Origin of the sequence: Halomonas qaidamensis, assembly GCF_025917315.1 — a bacterium.
In the GTDB taxonomy this organism is placed as follows: domain Bacteria; phylum Pseudomonadota; class Gammaproteobacteria; order Pseudomonadales; family Halomonadaceae; genus Vreelandella; species Vreelandella qaidamensis.
Map to the genome: position 1 here is coordinate 3,498,163 of NZ_CP080627.1, position 13,840 is coordinate 3,512,002.

Here is a 13,840-nt window from a genome sequence, read left to right on the forward strand (position 1 = left end):
TTACGCGGGCCCAATCACATGTTTCACTTCGAGGTAAGCGCTTAAGCCCCAGGGGCCAAGTTCACGACCAATGCCGCTACGCTTGAAGCCGCCCCAGGCGGTTTCAGGCAGTACCAGCTGCTCGCTGTTGTACCAAATGCTACCGGCTTTTAGCTTGCGACCAATGCGTTTTGCCCGCTCGGGGTCACCGCTAATCACCGTCGCCGCTAATCCATAAGCGCTATCGTTGGCGAGTGTAATCGCCTCTTCTTCGCTGGTAACGCTGCGCGCACAAAGTACTGGGCCGAAGATTTCTTCTTGCCACAGGCGACTTTCCAACGGCACATCGCGGTAAAGCGTCGGCGCTAAAAAGTAGCCCTGCGTGGGCAGCGTGCGATGGGTAATATCACGCACGGCCGTCAGGCCTTCTTGTTCAGCCAAGTCTAAATAGCGCTGTACCGCATCGCGCTGCTTAGCGCTGGTCATTGGCCCTAAGTCAGTGCCTTCAGCAAGTGGGTCGCCTAAGGTTAGCGCATCCATACGCTCCGCCAGGGCGATATAGAGTGCTTCTGCCACGTTTTCATGCACCAGTAAGCGCGAAGTCGCTGAACAGATTTGCCCAGCATTAAAGTAGATACCCGCCATTACCCAGTCGGCAGCTTGGGCTGGGTCGGCGTCTTCCATTACCAGAATCGGCGATTTTCCACCTAGCTCTAAAGAGACACTGGCGGTGCGAGCAGCAGCGGCTTGCATAACGGCTTCGCCGACTCGATTACTGCCGGTAAAAGAGATTTTATCAACACCTGGGTGATTGGTTAGCGGTGCGCCAATGCCCTCGCCGTCACCATTAAGCAGGTTCAACACACCCGCAGGCAGGCCAATTTCCAGGGCAATTTCTGCCAGCGCCAACTCGGGGAGCGGCGTTACCTCTGACGGCTTGAGCACTGCGGTACAGCCTGCCGCCAACGCGGGCGCCAGTTTCCAGGCGCTTGTCACCAGCGGGAAGTTCCAGGGCGCAATCAGCCCAATGACGCCCACCGGGTCATGATACGTACGCGCCTCAACGCCCTCCATTTCCACACTGACCAGTTCGCCCTGGCGAGCATCTAACGCCCTGGCCTGCTGGGCGTAATAGCGGTGACAGGCAATCGCATCGTCAAGATCAATGCCTGCTTCAGCGAGGGGTTTGCCATTATTAGTGGCTGACAGAGTGATAAGCGCTTCTCGGCGAGCCTCCAACGCATCGGCAAAGCTATCTAGGTACTTTGCACGCGCAGCTCCACCCAGCGCTTGCCAAGCAGGTAGCGCTTGCTGAGCGGCTTTAACGGCAGCGTCGACATCTGCCGCGTCCCCCGCTGTGACCTGAGCAATACGTTCTTCGCGATAAGGGTTCATCACATCGAGCAGGCGCGTGCCTGCCGAGGCAACCCATTGGTTGTTGATGAACTGCTGATTGATCAATTGCTGGTTGGGTAACGACATCTACGTATCCTGGTCGGAAATGCTGCACGCACGCTGCCAAGCAGCCGCGTCTATTTCAATGAGTAACGGGCCATTTGAGGCACGCTTAGCGAGTGAGTCTGCAAGTTCCTCAGGGCTTTCTACCCGTACGCTTTGGCAACCAAACCCTTCGGCCAAGGTAAGAAAGTTGGGGGCTTGAATGTCCACGCCCAACCGCGCCACACCATTGGCATCCATATAGCGGCGAATTTCTTCATAGCCTGCGTTATGCCACAGCACAATTACCACCGGCAGGCGTTCCTCTACTGCGGTAGCAAGCTCAGAAAGGGTGAACATCACCCCACCATCACCGACGAGCGCCACCACGGGTAAGTCAGCGCGAGCTAACTGTGCACCTAATGCAGCCGGTAACCCATAGCCCAAAGTGCCGTAGCCGGTAGAGGCATTGAAGTAGCGCCTTGGCGCTGGCTGGCTGACTAAGTGGTTGCCTGCATACACCGGCGCGGTGGAGTCACCCACCAAAATCGCCTCAGGCAAGTAGTCTGCTAGGGTTTTATAAAGCGGTACGAAGTCGCTAAAAGCAGGATCGTTAACCAGATTCAGCGCACCCAAAGCCGCCGACGTTCGCTCAATACCGCTGCGCTTCAATGGGTCGGGAAAGTGAGCGAGTAGAAGCTCTAAGCTACGCCCCGCATCGCCGACTAGCCCTAGCGTTACACGCTGGTTACGCACCAGTTGTTCGGGATCAAGGTCAATACGAATCAGCTTGCCGTTGAGGTGAAAGCCACCGTCAAACACAACGTCGTAGTCGGTCTCGCCAAGCTCGGTACCCACCGCTAAAATCACATCGGCGTTGGCCGCCAGTTCGCGCACCGCTGGCAAGGCGGCATTCGCGCCCAAATCCAGCGGGTGGTCGCGGCCCAGCAGCCCTTTGGCGTTGATAGTCGTCACCGTGGGGGCATCTAGCTTCTCCACCAATGCTCGCGCTGCGTCTGGCGCTGCCACACAGCCCCCACCCAGAAGCACCAAGGGTTGTTCCGCTGATTTTAATAAACGAGCCGCTTCCGAAAGCCCCTGCGGGTCAGGTGCTGCTCGGTAAAGCGTTGGCGCTTGCCAACTGGTCGGCACCTTCACCGGGGCATTGAATAGATCAATCGGAATTTCAATATGTACCGGGCCTGGGCGCGCACCATTGAAGATGGCAAAGGCGCGGGCCAGCACGTCCGGTAGCGTATTGGCATCTAATAGCGTATGGCTAAACCGCGCTACGCCACTGATCATCTGCTGCTGGCTGGGAAGCTCATGCAGCCGACCTTGGCCTAGCCCCAGCGTATCCCGACGGCTAACACTAGAGATCACCAACATGGGGATAGAGTCTGCTAATGCTTGGCCCATGGCAGTGGCAATATTGGTCATCCCTGGGCCAGTGATAATCAGGCATACCCCAGGCTGACCGCTGGCACGGGCATAGCCGTCAGCCATAAACCCTGCGCCCTGCTCATGGCGCGGGGTTATATGCTGCACATTGCTATCTTCAAGCCCACGATAGAGCTCTACGGTATGCACGCCGGGGATGCCAAACACTGCCTGCACGCCATAAGTATCGCGCAGTAAGCGTATCAACAGTTCCGCGCAGGTCATGGTTGATTGATTGCGCATTGCGTCATTGCTCATTCTGGGCCCTCTCAGAAGAAAAATGTATGGGCCATAAAGGCGATAATAGGCAACGTAATGGCTGTGCGAAGTAAGAAAACGGCGGCTAGTTCCCAAAGCTTAATAGGGATTTTTGATTTAAGTAGCAGTGCGCCAATTTCTGACATATACACCAGCTGCGTCATCGACAAGCAAGCGATCACAAAGCGGGTCAGCTCGCTTTCAATGTTTGTCGCGAGTACCGCCGGTAAGAACATATCGGCAAACCCGACCAGCGTGGCAGGGGCAGCCGCTTGCGCTTCAGGAATACGCAGCAACTCAAGCACAGGCACCATGGGGTAGGAAAGCCAGGTAAACAGCGGAGTAAACTCGGCTAAAATTAGCGCGACAGTGCCGATGGCAAATACCAGAGGCAGCAGTGTCAGAAAGATATCAATCACGTTGAGTAGCGCTAAACGCACCAACTTTTTTGGCCCTGGGGCATCCGCTGCCCGGCGAGTTGCCTGTAGCAAGCTGTAACGAAGCAGCCCTACATTTTCTGTGCGCTTCTCGCTTAACTGGCAGCCGACTGGCTCATAGTAGTCGTTAGATTTTAGCGATAGCGGCGGAATCCGCGCCACAATAATGGCAGCGATCAACCCTGATACCACTACCGTAAAGTAGAACTGCACGAAGAGATGATTGATATCAACAAAGTTCGTAACCAGTAGACTGAATGCGATGGAAGCCACTGAAAAGTTAGTTGCAATGACCGATGCCTCGCGGCCATTGTAATACCCCTGCTCATACTGCTGAGCGGTGATCAATACACCCACAGTGCCTGACCCCATCCAAGAAGCCGTCGCATCGATAGCACTGCGCCCCGGGAGATTAAAAATTACCCGAAACGGCTTACGCACCATGGTGCCGATAAACTCCATAAAGCCGAATTCGACCAAAAACGGTAGGAGAATCGCCGCAAAGAAGAAGAACGTCAGTAGCACCGGTGCCAAATCATTGAGCATTACGCCGCCAGTAAACGGCGCCGTTACAAATTCGGGGCCGACCTGGAAAAACGTCATGACGACAAAAATCGCACCTAATATGCGCATCACTACCCAGATAGTGTCTACGTCGAACATATCGTGAAAGTGACCTCGTTGTGCCCAGTTAGGCTTCGCCACTTTTACGTAAAGTGTTATCACTACGGATAAACATAGTACTAGCATGGCAATGGCGGGTAGTGCAGAGCCAAGCAGGGACTGCAGTCCATCGGCCATCAATCCCATACCAATATTAATCGATCCTCCTACTTGAAAAGGCACCAAAAACAAAAGGACGCCAATCAACGATGGAATTAGAAACTTCAGCAAATGAGCGCGATGGATTGGAGCCGATGGATCGGCGTCATCCAATTTTACTTGGGAGTAAGACATTTCTTTCACCTATTGGAAGTGATTATTAGAGGTGGGCTGGTGGCGTCCGAGGGGAAGCAGTGCTTCCCTGTAAGCTCTTATAATTAGCGCCTTGTTAGACCGACGCTTTGGTAACTAGCGTTAGCTTGCTTGGTTAATCACTGTGCTTTACGCCCGGCAGCACGCAGAGCATTTCGTATAGCAGTGTGGCGCCCATCAATGCGGTATTACCGCTGGGATCATAAGGAGGCGATACTTCCACTAAGTCACAGCCGACGATGTTCAAGCCTGCCGCACCGCGCACAATTTCCAGCCCTTGGGCTGAGGTCAGCCCGCCCATCTCTACCGTTCCCGTTCCTGGCGCAACGGAAGGATCCAAACCATCGATATCGAAGCTGATATAAACAGGCACATCGCCCATCTGCTCGCGCACTTCTTCCATCAAGGGAGCCAGCGAGCGATACCAGCACTCTTCAGCGGGAACAACGCGGAAACCCTGATTTCGGCACCAATCAAAATCTTCAGCGGCGTAACCGGTACCACGAAGGCCGATTTGCACCACTTTGCCGTGGGCTAACAGGCCTTCTTCCTGGGCGCGGCGAAACGGCGTGCCATGGGCAATCGGCTCACCAAACATGTGCTCGTTCACATCGGCATGGGCATCAATATGGATCAGCCCCACCGGCCCATGCTTTTTGGCAATGGCGCGTAAAATGGGCAGTGTCAGGGTGTGTTCGCCACCCAGCGTTAACGGAATGCAGTTGTGTTTAAGCACGTCATCATAAAAGGCGGTGATGATGTCGACGCTTTTGGGCAGGTGAAACGTGTTGATGGGCACGTCGCCTATATCAGCCACTTGTAAACTTTCAAACGGCGCGGCGCGGGTCGCCATGTTATAGGGCCGAAGCATACGAGATTCATCACGAATCTGGCGGGGGCCAAGACGCGTACCAGGACGGTTAGACGTACCAATATCCATTGGAATACCAATAAACGCAGCATCTAAACCAGCAGCGCTTTCCTGAGCGGGTAAACGCATCATGGTGGCAGGGCCACCAAAGCGCGGCATGCTATTGCCCCCGAGCGGCTGATTAAAGTCAGACATACAGATCTCCTTGGCGTTGTTCATGTTGTAGCGCTTTCGTGCGTACTGTTAACGACTACGTTGCACAGACCATGCCAAGTCCCTGAACGCCCTAATAATAGGGCATTCAGGCATTATCGATGCAGTAATGAATTAAAATCACGTACACTTAAGTCATCTATGCATCATCGATGCAAACATGCATTAAAGGTTATTCGAGAGACAACGTTGTGAGTGAAATCGATAAGTGCGTGCTAAAAACCATTGTGGAAACCGCTAACGATCACTTCTTTATCGTCAGCGGAGAGGGCCAAGTACTTGATATCAGTCCCGGCGCTGAAGCCGTTTATGGCGCGCCCCGGGAAGAGCTTCTAGGCAGTAGCGTTTATCAGCTTCAGCAAAAAGGCATCTTGAAGCCATCCATCACCTTAGAAGTGATGCGCACCCAACAGCCAGCGCAACTAATGCAGGTAACGGGCACCGGTCGCCGTGTGATTGCTGAAGCCTACCCTGTCTTTGTGAATGGAAAGTTGGAGCGTGTTATTAGCCGTTCCAGAGACTTAACTGATCTACAGCTCCTGCAAGATGAATACGCACTACTCCAGAAGCGCTTTAGTGAACACTTAAAGCGCAGCCAAGCAGCCCCCGATGCAGAAGAGCAAGCGCTGGACGATGCGCTGGATAACCTGCAGGCGAGAAGCCACGTTATGCGTGAAGTCGCCTTGCTTCTCAAGCGAGTTGCACCTTCAGATGCCAATGTATTGATGCTGGGAGAGTCGGGCGTGGGGAAAACCGCGTTTGCCAAACAGCTGCACCGCTGGAGTCAGCGCAGTAATAGCCCCTTTATTGAGGTTAACTGTGCGGCCATTCCCGAAAATTTATTTGAGTCTGAGATGTTTGGCTATCAGCCAGGCGCATTCAGCGGCGCGGCTCGCCAAGGAAAAGCTGGCTTACTAGAACAAGCGGAAGGCGGCACGCTGTTTCTGGATGAAATTGGTGAGCTTCCCTTATTAATGCAAACCAAACTGCTAAAAGTCATCCAGGACGGAAGCCTTACCCGGCTAGGTGATACGAGGCCACGCAAAGTGGACTTTCGCTTAGTCGTCGCCACGAATCAGAATTTAGCTAAACAAGTAGAGGCGGGGCTATTTCGTCTGGACCTTTACTACCGTCTCAACGTCATACCGGTCACGCTTCCCCCTTTGCGCGACCGCCGAGAAGATATCCCCGATCTCGTGGAAGCCTGCTTGGAACGCCTTAACCAACGCTACGGGCGGCAAAAAATTCTGGGTAATCAAGTGTGGTCAACGTTGATGGGAAGCGACTGGCCAGGCAACGTTCGCGAGCTTGAAAACTGGCTAGAGAGAGCTTGGCTATCCAGCCCTACCGATCAAATTGAAGCACCTAATCTCCATCCCTATAAGGAGCAGCCTCAAGCTCATCTGCCGAATATCCCAGCATCCTCATCGGCAGCACCCTTAGCGCCGGATGAAACCCTAAAGCAGTACCTCGCCAGGCTGGAGCGCGACACACTGGAGGCATTGAGCAAAACGCTCCCCAGCACGTATGCCATCGCTGAGCGGCTGGGGATTAGCCAATCCAGCGTGGTGCGCAGGCTGCAGCGTTATGGCATTAAAATCACCGCCTAACGCTTGGGTTGACACATCCCCGCCATATAAGCGTCATACAACCGCAACACCTTCCTCGCACTCTTAAACGTCGTTACTGATTGCGAGTGAAGGGGTTTATGAACCAATCGCGTATCCGCCTGGAGCGCGTCTCCAAACGTTGGGGCGCGACCACCGCTGTCGATGACATCTCATTCGATGTCACACCGGGGCAGTTTGTTATTTTGCTGGGGCCATCGGGCTGCGGCAAATCTACCACGCTGCGTATGGTTGCTGGCCTGGAAGAAGCCAGCAGCGGGCAAATTCATATTGGCGAGTGCGATGTTACCCGCCTTCCCCCCGGTGACCGCGGGCTGAGCATGGTATTTCAGTCTTATGCGCTGTTCCCGCATTTGAGCGTTGCCGACAATATCGTTTTTGGCCTACGCAGCCGCAAGGTACCTAAAGCCGAACAGCGCCAACGGTTAGCGAACGTCGCAGAACTGGTTGACCTGGCTGACTACTTAAACCGCAAACCTGCCCAGCTTTCTGGTGGCCAACGCCAGCGTGTGGCGTTGGCCCGCGCGATCATTTCCGAACACCCGATCTGCTTGATGGATGAGCCACTTTCCAACCTGGATGCACGGCTGCGTAGTGATATGCGTCGGGAAATTAAAGCGCTGCAAAGCCGCTTAACTATGACGGTGATTTACGTTACTCACGACCAAGTGGAGGCCATGAGCATGGGCGATCGTGTGATTTTGATGCAGCAAGGAAAAATCGTTCAAGACGGCACACCTGATGAGCTCTACAACCGTCCAGCCAGCACTTTCGCCGCTAGTTTCATTGGTAGCCCAGCGATGAATCTACTGCCACTGGTACAAGGTGAACAAGGCGCCGTCATTGAGGGCGAGCCAACGACGCCGATCGCTCCCTTAGAAGCTGCGGGCGGACAGTTGGGCGTGCGGCCAGAAGATATCGAGCTACGCCCCGCCACTGAACCCGGCGTTCCCGCGACAGTGGTGAGCAAAGAGTACCTAGGTGCGGACACTATTGCCCATGTGGCGGTGGGGGCGCACACCTTACGCGTTCGGATTAGCGGCAAACACGCTTTATCCGACTCGACCTGCCGTCTTTACTGGCCAGTAGCAAGCGCACACTTTTTCGATGCTCACGGTACACGGCGAGACGACCTCATGATGAGCCCGCTTACGTCGACACACCGAACCGTTCCTCGTCCACCTGCGGTGGGCTCTTTCCAACACTGACAGCAGTATTGACACTTGTGGAGCCGTTTATGCGTTTACGTATTCCTTTCGCTATGACCACCCTGGCAGCAGGTCTATTAAGTGCTGCTCACGTTAATGCGAACAGCGTTGATCTCACTATGTATTACCCCGTTTCGGTGGGCGGTGCACTCACCGACGTGGTAGATAATTTAGTGGCGGAGTTTGAAAGCGAGCATCCGGATATCAACGTAGAAGCGATCTATGCCGGCAACTATGACGACACTCGCGTGCGCGCGATGTCTGCCATTGAAGCAGGCGATACACCGCAACTATCCGTACTGTTTTCTATCGATCTTTACGAGTTAATTGAGCAAAACGCCATTGTTGCTTTCGACGACTTGGTCGAAACCGATGAAGAGCGCGAATGGCTCAATAGCTTCTACCCAGGGCTGATGGAAAACGGCCAGTTGGATGGCAAAACCTACGGCATCCCCTTCCAGCGCTCCACCATAGTGCTGTTCTGGAACAAAGACGCCTTTGAAGCGGCAGGCCTTGACCCTGAAACACCTCCAGAAAACTGGCAAGAGATGGCCGACATGGCCACTACCGTGCGCGAAGCCTCTAATGGTGAGCAGTGGGGCGTGATGGTGCCGTCGACTGGCTACCCCTACTGGATGTTCCAGGCTTTCGCTTTTCAAAATGGTCACCGATTAATGAGTGACGATGGCACCGAGGTATATTTTAACGACCCCGCCGCCATTGAAGCACTTGAGTATTGGGTGTCGCTGTCCACGGAACACGAAGCGATGCCAAGCGGCACCATTGAGTGGGGCACTCTACGTCAGAACTTCCTTGAACAGTCTACCGCGATGATGTGGCACACCACCGGTAACCTAACCGCTGTGCGCAGTGACGCAACATTTGATTTTGGTGTCGCCATGCTGCCAATGAGCACCCAGCGCGGCAGCCCTACCGGCGGTGGCAACTTCTACATTTTTGAAGATACAAGCGAAGAAGAGCAGCGCGCAGCGATGACCTTTATTCGCTGGATGACCGCTCCCGAGCGCGCTGCCGCCTGGTCGATTGAAACCGGCTACATGGGCGTTAGCCCCGCCGCTTACGAAACTGACGCACTACAACGTTATGTGGAAGAGTTTCCACCGGCAGCGGTCGCCCGCGACCAGTTGGAACATGGCACGGCGGAACTTTCTACTTACCAGGGTGGCCGTATTCGCCGCGCACTGGATAACGCTGTTCAAGCGGCACTCACTGGCCAACTATCTCCAGAAGAAGCGCTGAACCAAGCGCAGCAAGAAGCCGATAGCGTGCTGCGCCGCTACGCCCGCTAACGCACTTCATCGTTCCGTTCGCCGGGGTTTGCCCCGGCGCTTCCAACGTGCGGTATTTCATTATGTCTTTTACCGACCACCGCAAAATGCAGCTTTATGGCGCTCTGTTGCTGTTACCCGCCGCCATCCTGCTAGCCACTTTTGCTTACCTGCCCACCATCGCCACGGTGGTCAACAGCTTATTTTTACCCGGTTTTCGCGGTGCGCCTACGCAATTTGTAGGGCTAGAAAACTACCACGTATTGTTTGACGACCCGACGTTTTGGAAGGTCGCCCGTAACAACCTACTCTATGCGCTAGGTACAATTCCTACGTCCATCGCGCTGGCGTTGGCGATGGCACTGTTTGTAAATGGTAAATTGCGCGGGCGTGGCTTTGTGAGGATGGCTTATTTTACCCCCACCATTTTGCCAATGATCGCCGCCGCCAATATCTGGATGTTCTTCTACGCGCCGCAGATTGGCCTGTTCAACACGTTGCTCGGCGCACTAGGGTTTTCCAGCGTGAACTGGCTTGGCGACCCAAGCGTGGCGCTTGGGTCTGTGATTGTAATGTCGATATGGAAGGAAGCCGGCTTTTTTATGATTTTTTATCTGGCGGCGTTACAGGGGATTCCGCCAGAACTGAAGGAGGCTTCTGACCTGGAAGGCACCAGTCGCTGGAGTTTTTTCTGGCGGGTGACATTTCCACTGTTAATGCCCACCACGCTGTTTGTATTGATCAACGCCCTGATTAATGCGGTACGGGTCGTCGATCACCTGTTTATTTTGACCAAGGGCGGCCCGAACAACGCCACTAACCTGCTGCTTTATTACGTCTACGAGAACGCGTTCTCCTTCTTCGATCGCACCATGGCGGCCACCATCACCGTGGTCATTTTGCTGGTGCTTGCGGTGGTGGCCACGCTGAAGTTCACGGTTCTCGACCGCAGGACACACTACCAATGAGCTCAACCTCATCGCCTTCAACACCATACCCGACACGCGCGCGCTTTTTTTCAGTGCCATCGCTTGAAACCATAGCGGCTTGGCTGCTGGCGCTCATTTGGATTTTTCCGTTGCTGTACGCATGTTGGGCGGCGTTTCATCCGACCGCCTACATGGTGCGCTTTGATTTATTTGCGCCGCTAACGCTAGATAACTTTAAAAACGCCTGGGCCCAGGCCCCTTTTGCTCGCTATTACCTAAACACCTTCATGCTGGTCACCGGGGTGGTGCTCGCTCAGTTTATCGTGTGTACCTTGGCAGCATTTGCCTTTGCGCGTTTTCCAATTCCCGGCAAGAACCTGCTGTTTATGCTGGTGCTGATTCAACTCTTCGTGTTTCCCGAAGTGCTAATTGTCGAGAACTACCGCATCGCTAGTGAACTTGGGTTGATCAATACCATTACTGGTATCGGCTTGCCCTACGTGGCCAGTGCCTTTGGTATTTTCTTGCTGCGCCAAACCTTTAAAACGATTCCCCGAGAGCTAGAAGACGCAGCACGTATTGAGGGCTGCAACTGGCTCGAAATTCTTTGGAAAGTATACGTTCCCCTGGCCAAGCCTACTTACCTTGCTTACGGATTGGTCTCCATCAGCCACCACTGGAACAACTTCCTGTGGCCACTGGTTGTGACCAATTCGGTAGAGAGCCGCCCGCTAACGGTAGGATTAGGGGTGTTTTCCGCGCCAGAAACCGGCGTGAACTGGGCTACCGTGAGCGCCGCCACGCTATTAAGCATCGCCCCGCTGCTCATCGCCTTTCTGCTCTTCCAACGCCAGTTCGTGCAGTCGTTCTTAAGGGCCGGTATTCGTTAAGCTCAAATGGTCGCTATTTTAAAAAATCGCTCACTTGGCGTAATCTATAGGCAAGCGAGGAGGAAAAATAGATGGCTATTCAGCAAAAAACAGCCGATAAACGCCGCAATATGGGGGCCGCAGCGATGCGTACTTACCCCAATATTTCACGAGCATGGGGGCTGAAAGAGAGTCAGGCAGCGTTGCTACTAGGAGTTCCTGACTCTACCTACCGCCGTTGGAAACAGTCACCTGAGCAGGCGCGGCTTGATGCAAATCATCTGGAGCGCATGTCGTTGATCCTCGGCATATATAAAGCGCTGCATATCCTCCTCCCTAATACAGAAGCTGCTAACAGCTGGCTTCAGAGAGCTAACAACAATCCTCTGTTTTCAGGTCACTCGCCAATGGAGCGCCTGCTCAGCGGGCAAGTGTCTGATCTTTATGTTGTTCGCCAGCATTTGGATGCAGCGCGCGGAGGAAGCCATGCATGACCTATTCATTGAGCGAGGTTATATGGCGACCCAGTTACCGCGTCATTCCTTCACGCTTTCCACCAATTGATTTATTTGAGGGGGTAAACACTAGCACCGATGACTGGGAGCTACTCAACGAGTTAGAGGGTGAAACCTCGGCACGGCTGCGAGAGGAAGCTGGTGCTATTCACCTAGTGCGTGATGAAGATCGCCGCTATGGTCAAGGCTGGACACCCGTCATGGCCGCCTTCTGCCACTTCCCCGCCACCGGCTCGCGGTTTAGCGATGGCACCTTTGGCGCCTACTACTGCGCGCTAACGGAAGCCACCGCCATTGCCGAGACCTGTCATCACGCCGAGCGTTTTATGCGTGAGTCAAATGAACCACCCATGATGCTTCAGCAGCGTGTTTATCTGTCGGATTTAACGGGTGAATTGATTGATTTACGTGGTCACAACACTGCCCAGACGCTTCTCATGCCGGATAGCTGGGAAGCCGGGCAACGCTTTGGCCGAGAAGCATGGGGAAACCAAGTCGATGGCATTGTTTACCCCAGCGTGCGTGATCCTGAAGGCGAGTGTGCGGCGGTTTTGCGGCCACCCGTACTTGCCGCAACACGCCAAGGGAAACACCTTGGCTACGACTGGGATGGGCAGCAAATCCGCCATGTTTATGAGCTAACGCTGCTGGGTTAGCAACGAACGTAACGGCTACCACTACTGCTAACCGCGCCCCTGGCAGTGTTCCCCTCGCGCTATCGCGGCAGCATCGAAGGTGCCCGTGTCTAACACCCAGGCGGTGACAAGCGCGGCGGGTGTCACGTCAAAGGCAGGGTTCCACACGGGAGCATTTTCGGGCGCCCAGACGACATCACCAAAAGCGCCGGAAGCGCCACGGATTTCTGCCGCATCGCGCTGTTCAATTGGAATATCGCCGCCTGACGCGCAGGCGGGATCGACGGTGGTGTAGGGTGCGACCACGTAAAACGGCACGTTATGGTAGTGAGCGGCAACGGCGAGCATGTAGGTGCCCACTTTGTTGGCGAAGTCACCATTGGCGCAAATCCTGTCGGCACCGACCATGACTTTATCGACTTTCCCTGCCGCCATTAAGCTCGCGGCCATGCTGTCAGCAATCAATTGATAGGGAATACCTAAGTCGGCCATTTCCCAAGCGGTTAAGCGGCCACCCTGGAGCAATGGACGTGTTTCATCCACATACACATGCAGCTCCACACCACGCTGCTGGGCAACTGCCAGCGCGCCAATGGCGGTGCCAACGCCTGCGGTGGCAAGCGCCCCGGTATTGCAGTGGGTCAAAACACGATCACCCGATTGCAAAAGGTCTGCCCCCCGCTCGGCCATGCGTTGGCAAAGCGCACGGTCTTCTGCAAACAATTCAGCGGCGCGCTCAGCCAGGGCGGCAGCCCCTTGCTCGAAGCAGGCTTCCATGGCATCCAGGCAATACATCAGGTTCACTGCGGTGGGTCGCGTGGCACGTAAGCGGTCACTGACGGATTGCCAGCTACCTTGCGGATGGCGCGCAGCAGTCTGCGCCAGCACAAAGGCAGCGCTCAAGCCAATCAGTGGCGCACCGCGAATCGCTAGATTTTTCACCGCATGCTGCCACTCTTCTGGCGAGTCACAGCGCACCCACTGCTCCGCCTGGGGCAGCTGGGTTTGATCCAAATACTCAAGGTAGTCGACATAGACTCGTAAACTGCGTGACTGTAAGTGTGGCATTGGTGGACTCCTTGAGCACTTGAGCTTGACTAGCAGAACAACGGTGCGGCTTATCAGGCGCGAAGCTTATCATATAGAATGGCTGCCAC

General features: G+C 54.6%; 12 protein-coding genes. 7 read left to right on the top strand and 5 right to left on the bottom strand.

Annotated elements, in window-relative coordinates:
• The 4 genes from K1Y77_RS15760 to speB all read right to left on the bottom strand — a co-directional run bounded on the left by K1Y77_RS15760 (nucleotide 1) and on the right by speB (nucleotide 5,592).
• A complete protein-coding gene (locus K1Y77_RS15760) occupies nucleotides 1–1,461 on the bottom strand; it encodes an aldehyde dehydrogenase family protein (protein WP_264429456.1) in 1,461 nt (486 codons plus the stop codon).
• Nucleotides 1,462–3,114 (bottom strand): 5-guanidino-2-oxopentanoate decarboxylase, encoded by a 1,653-nt coding sequence (locus K1Y77_RS15765; protein WP_264429458.1) that lies wholly within the window; start codon nucleotides 3,112–3,114, stop codon nucleotides 1,462–1,464.
• A gap of 11 nt (nucleotides 3,115–3,125) precedes the next feature.
• A complete protein-coding gene (locus K1Y77_RS15770; protein WP_264429460.1) occupies nucleotides 3,126–4,508 on the bottom strand; it encodes a YjiH family protein in 1,383 nt (460 codons plus the stop codon).
• Between the two features lie 133 nt (nucleotides 4,509–4,641).
• Nucleotides 4,642–5,592, bottom strand: coding sequence for an agmatinase (gene speB, locus K1Y77_RS15775; protein WP_030071249.1), 951 nt, complete (start codon nucleotides 5,590–5,592; stop codon nucleotides 4,642–4,644).
• A gap of 209 nt (nucleotides 5,593–5,801) precedes the next feature.
• Between speB and K1Y77_RS15780 the strand changes: the two genes are divergently transcribed.
• The 7 genes from K1Y77_RS15780 (at nucleotide 5,802) to K1Y77_RS15810 (ending at nucleotide 12,704) form a co-directional block, all read left to right on the top strand.
• Nucleotides 5,802–7,220 carry a sigma-54 interaction domain-containing protein gene (locus tag K1Y77_RS15780; protein WP_264019168.1) on the top strand — a complete coding sequence of 473 codons (1,419 nt, stop codon included), beginning with the start codon at nucleotides 5,802–5,804 and terminating at the stop codon, nucleotides 7,218–7,220.
• Nucleotides 7,221–7,318: 98 nt separating this feature from the next.
• Nucleotides 7,319–8,446, top strand: a complete 1,128-nt coding sequence (locus K1Y77_RS15785) for an ABC transporter ATP-binding protein (RefSeq protein WP_264019167.1) — start codon at nucleotides 7,319–7,321, stop codon at nucleotides 8,444–8,446.
• 29 nt (nucleotides 8,447–8,475) lie between these two features.
• Nucleotides 8,476–9,756 (top strand): ABC transporter substrate-binding protein, encoded by a 1,281-nt coding sequence (locus K1Y77_RS15790; protein WP_264019166.1) that lies wholly within the window; start codon nucleotides 8,476–8,478, stop codon nucleotides 9,754–9,756.
• A gap of 62 nt (nucleotides 9,757–9,818) precedes the next feature.
• The gene (locus K1Y77_RS15795) at nucleotides 9,819–10,703 is read left to right on the top strand and encodes a carbohydrate ABC transporter permease (protein ID WP_264019165.1); all 885 of its coding nucleotides are present in this window, start codon (nucleotides 9,819–9,821) and stop codon (nucleotides 10,701–10,703) included.
• Nucleotides 10,700–11,554 (top strand): carbohydrate ABC transporter permease, encoded by an 855-nt coding sequence (locus K1Y77_RS15800; RefSeq protein WP_264429464.1) that lies wholly within the window; start codon nucleotides 10,700–10,702, stop codon nucleotides 11,552–11,554. Before K1Y77_RS15795 ends, K1Y77_RS15800 begins: the two co-directional genes overlap by 4 nt.
• Before the next feature lie 71 nt (nucleotides 11,555–11,625).
• On the top strand, nucleotides 11,626–12,027 hold the full coding sequence (locus K1Y77_RS15805; RefSeq protein ID WP_030071259.1) for an MbcA/ParS/Xre antitoxin family protein: 402 nt from the start codon (nucleotides 11,626–11,628) through the stop codon (nucleotides 12,025–12,027).
• Nucleotides 12,024–12,704 (top strand): RES family NAD+ phosphorylase, encoded by a 681-nt coding sequence (locus tag K1Y77_RS15810; RefSeq protein ID WP_030071261.1) that lies wholly within the window; start codon nucleotides 12,024–12,026, stop codon nucleotides 12,702–12,704. The genes K1Y77_RS15805 and K1Y77_RS15810 overlap by 4 nt, the downstream gene beginning before the upstream one ends.
• Nucleotides 12,705–12,731: 27 nt before the next feature.
• On the opposite strand, the gene mtnA is transcribed toward K1Y77_RS15810, so the two are convergent.
• Nucleotides 12,732–13,751, bottom strand: a complete 1,020-nt coding sequence (gene mtnA / locus K1Y77_RS15815; RefSeq protein WP_030071262.1) for an S-methyl-5-thioribose-1-phosphate isomerase — start codon at nucleotides 13,749–13,751, stop codon at nucleotides 12,732–12,734.
• Nucleotides 13,752–13,840 lie beyond the last annotated feature (89 nt).